General features: G+C 70.4%; 11 protein-coding genes. 4 read left to right on the top strand and 7 right to left on the bottom strand.

Features of this window, described 5'->3' with window-relative positions; translation table 11 throughout:
• Window positions 1-515 precede the first annotated feature (515 nt).
• Window positions 516-800, top strand: a complete 285-nt coding sequence (locus ABD120_RS11735; protein ID WP_343949823.1) for a hypothetical protein — start codon at window positions 516-518, stop codon at window positions 798-800.
• Between the two features lie 98 nt (window positions 801-898).
• Here ABD120_RS11735 and ABD120_RS11730 read toward each other — a convergent pair whose 3' ends face one another.
• From ABD120_RS11730 to ABD120_RS11715, 4 genes are all read right to left on the bottom strand, one after another.
• On the bottom strand, window positions 899-1,261 hold the full coding sequence (locus tag ABD120_RS11730) for a VOC family protein (RefSeq protein ID WP_343949822.1): 363 nt from the start codon (window positions 1,259-1,261) through the stop codon (window positions 899-901).
• Between the two features lie 166 nt (window positions 1,262-1,427).
• Complete coding sequence (locus ABD120_RS11725; RefSeq protein ID WP_343949821.1) at window positions 1,428-2,480, bottom strand: hypothetical protein; 1,053 nt, start codon at window positions 2,478-2,480, stop codon at window positions 1,428-1,430.
• Between the two features lie 265 nt (window positions 2,481-2,745).
• Window positions 2,746-3,510 (bottom strand): hypothetical protein, encoded by a 765-nt coding sequence (locus ABD120_RS11720; protein ID WP_343949820.1) that lies wholly within the window; start codon window positions 3,508-3,510, stop codon window positions 2,746-2,748.
• A gap of 44 nt (window positions 3,511-3,554) precedes the next feature.
• A complete protein-coding gene (locus ABD120_RS11715) occupies window positions 3,555-4,781 on the bottom strand; it encodes an MFS transporter (RefSeq protein ID WP_343949819.1) in 1,227 nt (408 codons plus the stop codon).
• Between the two features lie 71 nt (window positions 4,782-4,852).
• Here ABD120_RS11715 and ABD120_RS11710 point away from each other — a divergent pair, with 71 nt between their 5' ends.
• Window positions 4,853-5,440 carry a TetR/AcrR family transcriptional regulator gene (locus tag ABD120_RS11710; protein WP_343949818.1) on the top strand — a complete coding sequence of 196 codons (588 nt, stop codon included), beginning with the start codon at window positions 4,853-4,855 and terminating at the stop codon, window positions 5,438-5,440.
• Between the two features lie 3 nt (window positions 5,441-5,443).
• Here the strand turns inward: ABD120_RS11710 and ABD120_RS11705 are convergent, their stop codons facing one another.
• Complete coding sequence (locus tag ABD120_RS11705; protein ID WP_343949817.1) at window positions 5,444-5,629, bottom strand: hypothetical protein; 186 nt, start codon at window positions 5,627-5,629, stop codon at window positions 5,444-5,446.
• Between the two features lie 91 nt (window positions 5,630-5,720).
• Window positions 5,721-6,197: an NUDIX domain-containing protein gene (locus ABD120_RS11700; protein WP_343949816.1), complete on the bottom strand. Its 477-nt coding sequence runs from the start codon at window positions 6,195-6,197 to the stop codon at window positions 5,721-5,723.
• Window positions 6,198-6,273: 76 nt separating this feature from the next.
• Here ABD120_RS11700 and ABD120_RS11695 point away from each other — a divergent pair, with 76 nt between their 5' ends.
• Window positions 6,274-6,855 (top strand): TetR/AcrR family transcriptional regulator, encoded by a 582-nt coding sequence (locus ABD120_RS11695; RefSeq protein ID WP_343949815.1) that lies wholly within the window; start codon window positions 6,274-6,276, stop codon window positions 6,853-6,855.
• Window positions 6,856-7,048: 193 nt separating this feature from the next.
• On the top strand, window positions 7,049-7,807 hold the full coding sequence (locus ABD120_RS11690; protein WP_343949814.1) for an SDR family NAD(P)-dependent oxidoreductase: 759 nt from the start codon (window positions 7,049-7,051) through the stop codon (window positions 7,805-7,807).
• A gap of 16 nt (window positions 7,808-7,823) precedes the next feature.
• Here the strand turns inward: ABD120_RS11690 and ABD120_RS11685 are convergent, their stop codons facing one another.
• Window positions 7,824-10,436: a hypothetical protein gene (locus tag ABD120_RS11685; RefSeq protein WP_343949813.1), complete on the bottom strand. Its 2,613-nt coding sequence runs from the start codon at window positions 10,434-10,436 to the stop codon at window positions 7,824-7,826.
• Between the last annotated feature and the right edge of the window lie 4 nt (window positions 10,437-10,440).

Genomic DNA, 10,440 nt, shown 5'->3' with positions numbered 1-10,440 from the left:
CACAAGGCCGGCCAGCTCTGCAAGGCGATCGCCGTCCTGCAGAACTACGAGCTCACCCACAGATGAAAAGAGCTCACTCTGCGGAGGATCGCCCCGGCGTGGTTGAAGCGAAGCGGCTTGAGCAAGGTTGTCATCCGAGAGTTGCTTACCCGTCCGCGCCGACCGCGTGGGGTGGTCGCACTCGCTGACTTTGTGGGGGTATCGCACTAGTCGTGCTGTGACAGGCCGACGGGACTAGTGGGTTCTGTCCCTGTCCCGTCACCATCAGTGTGCCTAACGTCACACCCGTACCTTGTACGGGCGGACCCGCCCGGCGCTGGAGACGTCCGGACGGGTCCTTGATCGCACACTGGAGGTGCGACCCAATGGAGCACTTTAGAGCCGTTGGTGACGAGACCAGAACCATCCGGTCGTGGACGTGACCCGTGCGGCGCGGCGGTTGCGTTCCGGTACGCCGACGTCCGTGCGGTCCGTCCGCCGTTGCGTGGCCTGGTCGAGGGGAAGCCGGGTCCGCTGTGACCGGATCGCTCGCCGAACCGTTCGTGCTGGCCATACGTGGACTCGGTCCCTACTGCCTGGTCGAGCGCACACCCGAGACACGGGTGTGGGAGGAGGACACCGCCTTGTGCGGGCAGTCGGTCATGGTGTGCAACCAGGGCGGGAAACTGCGCGCCTGGGAACCGGCCGACGACCCGGTATGCGCCGAGTGCCTGAGCATCCACCAGCGATCGGCGCCCCCGACGCCGGAGACTGCGGCAGAGCTGGAGACGGCGAGCCGGAGACGACGGCGGCGGGCCTGAAGACCGGCGCGGCGGTGCCCTACCTCGCACCCCGCATTACCCTCTTCCCCAAGAGGTACGAGGGGAGCTCATGGACGCGAACGTCCGCTCCCCGCCTCTCACTTCTTGGAGATCAGGACCTCGTGGCCGTCCGGGTCGGTGGCCTTGATGTAGGTGCCCCAGGGCTCCTCCACCGGGTCGGTCACGGTGACACCGACCGCGCGCAACCGACGCACCGTTTCGCCGATGTCGTCGCAGGCGAAGGTGAGATAGGCACCCTCGCCCGGCTTCTTGCCGAACGCCTCCGCGCTGTGCAGCGTGATCGAGGTCTGTCCGTTCGGAGGTTTGACTTCCACCCAGCGTGCGCCGGGCCACATCTCGGCGTCGACGGTTTTGGTGAAGCCGAGCTTGTCGACGTAGAAATCCAGCGACCGTTGCTGATCGGCTACGTACATGACGGCGACAGCGATATGGGTGATCATAGATGTCCTTTGCCGGTTCACCGCATCGGTCGTCGGCGACTATGCGGAGTGCTGGGCGCGGTTGGTCGGGAACGTCCAGGGGTTGTTGTCCGGTGTCGTTCACTCCTGCGGAGGGTCGGGCCTGGCGCAGCGCGGAATAGCAGAAGTTTAGGTGAAGAACCGATATTCAGGTGATCTTTTTGTTCGGTGGCGATTCAGAAGCCGCGTTCGAGGAGTTCGCCAAGATGTCGAGTCGGGTGGCCAGTCGTTCGCCCAAGTCGGTTTGCGCTTCGGTGACGACGGCCGTCGGGTCGTCGGCGGGAGGCAGCGCGAAGGTCTCTTCCAGCCAGGCGCGGAGCCTCTTGTGGTCGCGGGCCCGCTCACGGGGTCGGAAGTCCAGCCGGGTCCCGTCGTGCCGGATCTCGGTGTCGGTGAGCCCTGCGAGCAGTCGGTAGAACTCGCGCAGGTTGCGGGCGACGACGTGGGCGCCCGAGGTCGCTCCCAGCGCGACGACAGGAACGTCGGCGACGTCGTCGGCGTGCCAAAGGGCGAAGTAGGTGTCGGTCTCGGTCGCGGCGAAGGGCGTCAGACCGGCGCTCACGTGCGGGTTCGTCAACTCCTCTGCGACGCCGTACGTCTCCAGCGGCTCGACGTCGCAGGAGAAGTTTTCGAGGTACTGCTGGAACAGGTTCAGCTCGTGGATCGGCGACCAGGCCACATCGGGGATGATCGGGTGGATCCAGGCTGCCCACTCCTGGCCGAGTTCCGCCTGGGCCCGTACGACGATGCTCTCCCAGTCATCGACGGGCGGCAGGTCGAAGGTCTGCTCCAGCCAGGCGAGGTAGCGCCCGTTCGGCACCGGTTCGGAGTCGTCGGGATAGAAGAAGGACTCCCAGTCGATGAAGGGCTGGGCGTCGCGGGAGAAGGCTCCGAGCAGTTGGAAGAACTCTCGCAGGTTCCGGGCGACGAGGTGGAGGCCGCCTTCGTCGCCTGCGGCGATGACCGGCAGCGTCGCCAGGTCCTCGCGGTCGTCCTTGCGCCAGATCCCGTACATTGATCCGCTGCCGTTGGCCTGTGCGAAGTAGACCAGCCGGTCGGCGAGTCTGGGATCCCGGTCCTGGTACATGTCCTTGCCGAACTCGTACATCTCGAAGCCGTTGCCCCACCACTCGTCGATGGTCGCGTCGTAGAACTCCTTGAGCAGGTTGAGTTCGGGGATGGGAGAGAACACGTCCGTCACGAGACCTCCACGTCGATCATTCACCGGGTTGCGCACGCTAGCACCCGGGACCGACAGGAAACGTCGTGCCGCCACCGCACGGTGTCACCGCAGCGGGGTCGCGGAGCCCGGGCTCAGGCCCGCTACCGCCCCTGGCCAAGGGCGTCATCGGCCCCTGGCCAGGTTACCTCCGTTATCGGCCCCGGCTCAGGCTCAGGCAGGAGGTCAGACCCTCGCGTACGGTGACGCGCTCGCCGGTGCCGATCACGGCGGGGATGCCGGGAGGTCAGGCCCTCGCGTACGGCGACGCGGGCTGCGGGCCGTTGCCCTCGCGGGCCGCGATCCACTTGTCGTGCAACCACATCTGCGTGGCCCGCCGCCCCTGGGAGCCGTCCCAGCGGATGTCGCGCTCGTACGTGATCACGGCGCCCTTGCCGTCCACGATCACCCAGGTGTAGAGGCCGTTGTCGTGGCGGCTCTTGACCTTGGCCCCTGAGACGGTGCGCTTGGCTCCGGAACGGTCGCGTACCTCTTCGTCGTGCCGGTCCACCCATTGCAGGGAGAGCCCGGCGGCGTGCTCGGGAACGAAGCGCTTCATCCAGGCGAAGGCCGCCTTCTCCGCCGCCGCGTCGGAAGGTGCGGAGGAGGTGGCCGCGTCCAGGGTCATCCGGGTGTAGCCGAGCAGGGTGCCTTCGCCGTCCACGACGGTGGTGATGTGCTCGCCGCCCGGAGTGGGCCGGGTGCCCCGCTCGTAGCGGACGACCGTCACCGGCCGGTCCTCGTGCCTCTCCTCACGGGCCTGTACGGGCTGCCAGCCACTGGGGACCGAGAGCCCCGCCTTGGCCAGGGACTTCTGGGACTGCTGCGCGGAACGTTCCACCGCGCTGCCCTGGAGTACCGGTTTCACGTTCTTCCTCTCCTTGGGGGTGCCTGTCGCGCCGAAGGCCGAGGTGGTGGCCGCGTCGCTGTCGGGGGCGCTGACGAGCAGTGCCGTACCCAGGGCGCAGACTCCGCCGAGGGCGAGGGCCGGGACGAGGATGCGGGGTCGCATGGGATCGTTCCTTCCTTGTTGGGATTCATGTGAGGTGACGGTGGTCAGCGGCGCAGGTGCTGCCCTGCGGCGGCCAGCGCCGCACCGGCACACAGGACGCCGGCGATCACGGCGGCGACGGCGGCGAAGCCGTCGCCTGCGGAGGTCGCCAGCAGGGGGCCGAGGCTCGCTCCGGTGAAGAGGGCGAAGGTGTAGAGCGCCACCGCCGCGCCTCGGGCCGGTCCCGCCCGGGATCCGATGGCCTCGACGAGGGCCGGTGCGGTGAGCGCGACTCCGAAGACGAAAACGAAGAGCAGGACCCCGTGGGTCACAGGACCGTCGGCGACGGCGAGCAACGCGGTCGCCGTGCCTGCCAGGAGCAGGGCCCCGACCACCCGGTGCGCGGCGGGCACCCGGACGAGGAAGGGGGTGAGCAGCGGTACCAGCACCATGGCGGGCAGCGAACCGGCCCGCAGGAGCAGCATCGCGTCGGGCCGGTCGGTCAACGAGGCCGGTCCCATGACCTGCAGGGCGGTGTAGACGGCGACGAAGCCGCCCAGGAGGGTGACCGTGGCCAGGAGAAACAGGACCAGGGAGGAGTCGGTGAGCAGCCGGCCCATGGCCCGGTAGGCGTCCAGGGCCGAGGCGGCGGCGGTGCTCCGGTCGGGCAGGAGCACGGTGTGCAGCAGCGCCGCTCCGCCGACCATGGCCACGGCGCAGATCAGGAAGACGGCCTGCCAGTTCCAGAACCCGGCCACGAACTGTGCGTAGACCTGGCCGAGGACCCCGGCCGCGAGGAACGAGCTGGTCAGCCAGGTCATGGCGGCGACACGCCGGCCCGGTTCGAGCCGTTCGGAGACGTAGGCGAAGGCGGCGGGCGCGAAGGTGGCCGCCGCCAGGCCCTGCGCGGCGCGGACGGCGCAGCCCACCGCGAGGCTGGGCGCCATCGTGACGGTGACCGTGGCGAGGGCGGTGAGCAGCAGTCCGGCGACGATGATCCGACGTCGGCCGAAGCGGTCGGACAGGGGGCCGGAGAACAGGAATCCGGCGGCGTACCCGAAGCCGAAGGCGGTGGTGGCCCAGCCGGCCGCAGAGGTGGTCGTGGACCATGCGCCGGAGAGGTCGTCCAGGAGCGGGAGGACGGTGTAAAGCTGCCCGACGACCAGGATGCCCACCGCGCACAGGGCCGCTATGGACTTTCCGAAGGAGACGGCCGGGAGCGGGGCGGGGGCCGGGGCCGGCGGATCGACCCGAAGAGCCGACTGTGGCGTGAGGTTCGAGTCGGTTGGCATGTCGAACATGAAACCAACCAACTAGTTGGATGTCAAGGTAGCTCCAACTAGTTGGTTGGTAGAGTGTGGGCATGGCAAGAGACACAGCCGCAACGAGGCAGAAGCTCCTGGCAGCGGCGCGGCAGGAGTTCGCCGCCCTGGGCGTGGCGGGGGCCCGGGTCGATCGCATCGCGGAACTGGCCGGGGTCAACAAGGAGCGGGTCTACGGTCACTTCGGCAGCAAAGAAGGACTGTTCGCGGCGACGGTGAGCGCCGCGATGGACGAACTCACCGACGAGGTCGGCAAGCCGGGCGACGACATCGCGGCCTGGGTGGGGTCGGTGTACGACTTCCACCGCGAGCGGCCCGAACTACTGCGGTTGCTGCTGTGGGAGGCGCTGAGCCGAGGTGAGGGCGAACTTCCCGGGGAGTCACGGCGCGCCGAGGGCTACGCCCTGAAGGTGGACGCCCTGGCGGACCGGCTCGGAGTCGAGCCCGGCCCCCGTACCGCCGTCGTGCTGCTGTCCCTCATCGGCCTCGCCGCCTGGCCGAACGCGGTACCTCAGCTCACGCGGCTGATCCTCGGCTCCCACCAGGAGGCGGCCGATTCGGACGACGTCGTGCGCGGCGCCGTCATGGAGCTGGCCACGGGGCTGGTGAACAGCGCGCGCGAGACGTGACGCTCAGGGGGTGGGCAGGCCACGAGCAAGCGGGATCGCCTGGTCGGCGATGTCGGCGAGCGTGGCCTCTGACGGGGGTGTGCCGGAGTCGAAGGCGAGTTTCAACACCAGCGCCTCGCCGATCTCGGCAACCACCGGGATGAGCCGTTCGGCGGAGAAGGCGCCGGCCTCCACGTAATGCCGGAGCACCGTTTCGGTGAACTGCGGCAACCGGGCTGTCAGCAGAAGCCGACCCCGTGACGGTGAACGGGAAGAAAGCAGATGCGCAACCGCGTGGCGTCTACCGGGTCGGCAGGAAAATGGTTCGTCCGTCGGCGCGGGCGGCTCTGGCGGCCGGGATGCGGCCGGCGGTGACGGGGTGCATGCGGGCGGCTGCCTGCTCCCACGACCAGAACCGGCCGTCGTCGAGTTCGGAGGTCTGCAGCCGGATCCGGGCTGGATCTTCGACCACGCCGCCGTCGAAGATGAAATTGATCATCGATCGCGGACGGTCGTCGAACGGCGGCACCCAGTCGACCACGAGCAGCGGGCCGAGCCGTACGTGGAGGCCGAGTTCTTCGGCGATCTCCCGGACGGCGCAGACGTGCGGCGGCTCGTTCTCGTCCACGACTCCGCCGGGTACGGCCCAGTGCTCGCGGTAGTTGGGCTTGACCAGCAGCACCCGGTCGGCGGCGTCGGTCAGCAGCATGCACGCGGACACGTGCACGGCGGGCAGGCTCGCGTACCACTCGGCAGGCGGCAGATGTGACTGGCTCACCACTTTGACGGTACCCAGGAGAGCCATGATCCCCTATAAATTGACCGATCGATCCAGAATGAACTAGCGTCGGCCCGTGGCGAGAACCAAGGAGTTCGATCCTGACGCGGCCCTGCAGAAGGCGCTCGAACTGTTCTGGGAACGGGGCTACGAGGCGACCTCCATGGCCGACCTCGTCGCACACCTGGGCGTCGCGCGCGCGAGCGTCTACGCGACGTTCGGCGGCAAACGCGACCTCTACCTCAAGGCGCTGGAGCGTTACCGCCGGTCCCGCGACGCCGTGCTGGTCGAGGCGCTGTCGCAGCCCGGCCCCGCGCTCCCGGCCGTCAGGGCGCTGGTCGAGGCGTACGCGGAGGAGTCCCTGCGCGACGAGCGCAGGCGGGGGTGCATGGTGGTCAACGCCGCCGTCGAGATCGGCGCGCGCGACCCGCAGGCCGCCTGCCGCGTCGAGGCCAGCTGGGACACCCTGGAGACCGCGCTGACCTCGGCTCTCACCAGGGCCCGCGCGCAGGGCGAGATCCCGGACGGCAAGGACCCGCGCGCCCTCGCCCGCTTCCTGCTCGTCGTCCTCCAGGGCATGCGCGTCCTCGGCCGCGCCCACCCCGAGCCGGGCAGGCTCAGGGACGCCGCGGAGCAGGCGCTGGCCGCCTTGGCCTGACAAGGGAGCCCGCATCGCGGCTCAGGGGGCGGCAGGGCGGGTCCTGGCCGCCCTCGGTCGGGGAGAGTCGGCTGCGTGGCGGCTCATGAATGCGGCGGAGCATGTTCGAATTCAAGAACGATCGTTCTCGATAGGGCCGCTGTCCGCCGTACGGAACACACAGCCGTACGGAACACACAAGGGAGAACACGAGATGACCGCACGATTCACCGGCAAGGTGGCCCTCGTCACGGGCGGCGGCTCCGGCATCGGCCGGGCCACGGCCCGCGCCTTCGCGAAGGAGGGCGCCACCGTCGTCGTCGCCGGCCGAGGCGCCGACGCGCTCACGCGGACCGTCGCACTCATCGAGCAGGACGGCGGCCGCGCGAGCGCCGTGCCCGCCGACGTCTCCTCCGCAGCGGACGTCGCCCGCCTCGTCGCCACCGCCGTGGACCGCCACGGCGGCCTCCACGTCGCCTTCAACAACGCCGGGATCCTGGAGACCGGAGCGCTCACGGACATGGACGAGCACGCATGGGACCGCCAGCTCGCGATCAACGTCACCGGCGTCTTCCTCAGCATGAAGCACGAGATCACCCACATGCGGGCGCACGGCGGCGGCGTGATCGTCAACACCGCCTCCAACCTGGGCGCGCACCTGCGCCTGCCGAACCTCGCCGCGTACGCGGCCTCCAAGGCGGCGGTGAGCGCGCTGACCCGGGCGGCGGCCAGGGAGTACGCGGCGGACGGCGTCCGCATCGACGCGATCAGCCCGGGGCCCGTCGAAACGTCCATGACGCTGCTGCCCGGCGAGAGCCACGCCGAGCGGGCCGAGCGGATGAAGAGCATGACCCCGCTCGGCCGGCTCGGCACCCCCGACGAGATCGCCTCGGCGGTGCTGTGGCTGGCGTCGCCGGAGGCGGGCTTCGCCGTCGGCCACGACCTGGTCCTGGACGGCGGCGCCTCCGCCTGACCGGCACCCGGGCCGCTCAGGTCCGGGCGGGAGCGCGCAGGTAGGCGAGGGCGAAGTGGGCGTCGGCCAGGCGTCGCGCGGCGTCGTAGCAGTGCACGATGACACGCAGCTTCCCGGGGTGGCCGTAGGAGTTCCACGACAGCGGACGGCACGAGCGCGCCTGCGCGCCCACGGCGCTGACGTCCACCAGATCGGCGGGGTAGATGTACGGGTTGCCGATGGCCTGGTAGTTGATGTCGTACACGCCCGGCGCCGTGCGCACGACGGTCGGCACCTCCCCATTGCTGCTCCACGAGCGCCCGGTGTCGACGACCGGCGCCGCCGGGTCGCCCGACGTGCTCGCGTACGCCGCAGGCACGCCCGCGTCGTGGTGCGCGCCGGTGCCCTCGGTGTAGGACAGCAGCCACGGCGTACTCGTGGGCCGGAAGTCGCGGTCGAGGCACTCCACGCCGATGCGCACGGCCGTACCCGTGTCCTCGACGCCCGTCGCGCGGCACCGGGCCGGTACGTCGTCGAGCGCGGTGACCCGCGCGTACCCGCCGCCGTCGTAGGCCGCGCCTTCGGCCGTCACCTCGTAGCGGCCGTCACCGGTCCTGTACACCGACACCGGGCCGGAGGCGGAGTTGAAGGTGTCCCTGTTCACCAGCGGCACCGCGCTCGCGAGGCCGCCGGAGTTCTCGTAACGGGCCTGCAACTGCGGCCGCGCACCGGTGCTCGGGCCGCTGGCCCAGACGGCGAACGGCAGGTCCTTCGCCGTACCCGCGCCGTCGAAGCAGATCACGTAGAGCACCTTGTCCCCGTCGATGACGGTGACGGCGTCGAGCTGGCACCAGGCCGCGTCGGTGTACCCCCAGGAGACACCCGCGCCCGCGTGCGCGATGCCGGGCGTCGCCCCCAGGCCGGGCAGTGTCACGGTGTAGCGGCCGGTCGCCGTGCGGACCATCGTGGCGCCTCGGCCGGGGTCGGGGCCGCGCTTCCAGGTGCCCCACTGCCAGTTGGGGTCGAGGGCCACCTGCTCGCCGATCGGCGCCTGGTACTGCAGGGCGCGCGTGGAAGCGTACCCCCAGCTCGCCTGCGGCGGCGCGGCGACGTGGACGACCACCTCGCACCGTGAGGTGTGGCGGGGGTCGGCGAGCCAGGTGGCCTGCGGCGAGAGCCGGTAGGCCCCGGGCGCCGCGTCGGCGGGGACGGTGACGAGCAGCCTGCCCGACGTGGTGGCCTTGGCGTCGAGGTCGAGCGTCCTCCCGCTCCACGACCAGCCGGGTCCCGGCACGCCCGCGAGGCTCAGCCCGATCGCGCCCGCCTGCTCTGAGGTGTTCTGCACGGGAAGCCCGATGGCGGTGGTCTGCCCGGCGTAGACCCGCACCTCGCGCCGCCTGCTGTCGGTCGAGGCGTCGAAGCAGTCCACGGCGGCGCCGGGGCCGGGTACGTCGAAGTACGCCGTCGTCTCCGGGCCCGCCTCGTAGACCATGCGGACCGCGACGTTGCTGGGCGTGCCGTCGCGCCACGGGCCGGTCATCTCCCGCTGCGGCGTGTGCGGGTCGGCGGCGTCCCAGGCGGCGTAGGTGCAGGAATAGTCGGGGCACGGGCCCTGGAGCGTGATCGGGTACGCGTCGCGGGCGTCGTTGTAGTACTGGCTCTCGTCGACCCGCCACACGACCAGGCCGTCGTCCCACACGTCGGCGTCGTAGCCGCCGGCACGGCGCCGGCGGTTCTCGACCAGGAGGTAGTCGTCGAGGCCGCGTGCGGGGTCGTAGAGCAGGAACGCGGTGTCGCTGGTGTCCCACTCGGGGACGCTGTAGTAGCCGTCCCGCGTGACGACCGTCGGCCGCGCCCAGCCCAGGTGCGTCTTGTGCCAGGAGTTGAGCTCCACGTACCACTCGTGCTCCGAGGCGGTCCCGCCCATCAGGTCGAAGCCGGTGATCGGGTACTGGTGGAAGTCGCGGTCCACCCCGAAGGCCGTGTGCATCATCTCGTGGTCGAGAGTGAGCTGGTTGACCGCGCTCTGCGCCCAGACGTTGACCCGCCAGTCCAGGTTCATCCCGTCGAGCGCGGGGCCGGGGAAGACCGCGCGGGAGGCGCCGTACCCGCCGATGGCCGCGCCGGTGTCGAAGGGCACCGACTGCAGGACCACGATCACCACCTCGTCCTGACCGAGCAGGCGGTCGCCGTTCCGGTCGAAGACCGAGTAGTCCACGAGCGGGTCGGCGGTGTTCACGCCGTGCCGCATCTTCTGCTTGTCGTCGAGCGCGTCCCACTGCGCGGCCGTGAGCCCGTAGTCCACGCTGACGACCCCGTCGTCGTGGACGCCGGAGCGCTCGCGGGCGCGGGTGAGGTCCACCCGGCCGCCGGAGCTGCGCACGAAGTAGTCGCGCACGCTCGGGTAGCCGGGGCCGAAGTACCGCCGTCCGAGCCAGGCGTCGTCCTTGGCGGCGGGCCAGGGCTGGTCGGTGAAGCCGCCCCTGATGATCAGCACCGGCCGGGTGGTGGACGCGTTGACCGGCTGGTACCAGGGGTAGTGGGGCGCGTGCGGGTGGGCGAAGTCGGGGAGCGGGTCGGGGTAGTCCATCGCGGTGGTCAGCGCGACGACGAGCATCACGACCACCGCTCTGACGAGTGTGTACGGCATGGCT

Origin of the sequence: Nonomuraea longicatena (assembly GCF_039525605.1) — a bacterium.
GTDB lineage: Bacteria > Actinomycetota > Actinomycetes > Streptosporangiales > Streptosporangiaceae > Nonomuraea > Nonomuraea longicatena.
Note: the sequence above shows the minus strand (reverse complement) of the source record. Positions and strands in the feature narration are given on the sequence as shown.